At 38.2% G+C, this 673-nt stretch carries 2 protein-coding genes; both read right to left on the reverse strand.

Annotated features, from left to right (window positions below):
- Window positions 1-97: 97 nt before the first annotated feature.
- Complete coding sequence (locus B4O97_RS19135; RefSeq protein WP_083053117.1) at window positions 98-343, reverse strand: CopG family transcriptional regulator; 246 nt, start codon at window positions 341-343, stop codon at window positions 98-100.
- Window positions 315-673 (reverse strand): BrnT family toxin (locus tag B4O97_RS19140; protein WP_233143157.1); only part of this gene is annotated, 359 nt, incomplete at its 5' end. The genes B4O97_RS19140 and B4O97_RS19135, both read right to left, overlap by 29 nt.

Consider the following 673-nt stretch of genomic DNA (forward strand, 5'->3'; position numbering starts at 1 on the left):
TGTGATCATTGAAAAGTCAGAGAAGGAAGAAGATTCGGGAGAAAGAAACGTCGAGGTAGATGTTGCATGTAGTTTATTCTGACGTTTCTTTCTTCCTTTATTTTGAGTAGTGTTCCGAGTACGTATCCAGTACCTTGCGAATAAGTTGCTGATAGGGCACATGAGATTCCTCGGAAGCTTGTTTAAAGAAATCAATACTCTTTTTTGAAAGAATAATGGTTATTTTTTTTGTTTCTTCCTTTGGAACAAGTTTTTCCGGAGATGGGAGAAAATCTTCAATTTCTTTTGCTGAAGAAATAGCCTCTCTAATATCCTCAGGAGCGTTTGTGTATCTTGTCTTCATATCTTATCCTTCCTTCACGCCAGAAACCAGCGCCGAAGATTCTGATATTTTTATCACGCAGTGTAAACCGAACTGTAACAATCCCCTCGGAGATCCTGCCAATGCAAAAGTATCGGTTTTCATCTACGCTGTGCTTCTCATCCTGCAAGATAATTCTATGTGCATCAAAGAATGCATACTGAGCCTGTTCGAATGAGATATTGTGCTTTTCCTGGTTTACCTCATTTTTGTTAGTATCCCATTCGAAAGTCATACATATAAAATACCATAAATATAACCATATATCAATATGGTGCATTCGAACCTTGGCACGACTAAAAAAGGGGCTGA

It is taken from the genome of Marispirochaeta aestuarii (genome assembly GCF_002087085.1).
GTDB classification, from domain to species: domain Bacteria; phylum Spirochaetota; class Spirochaetia; order JC444; family Marispirochaetaceae; genus Marispirochaeta; species Marispirochaeta aestuarii.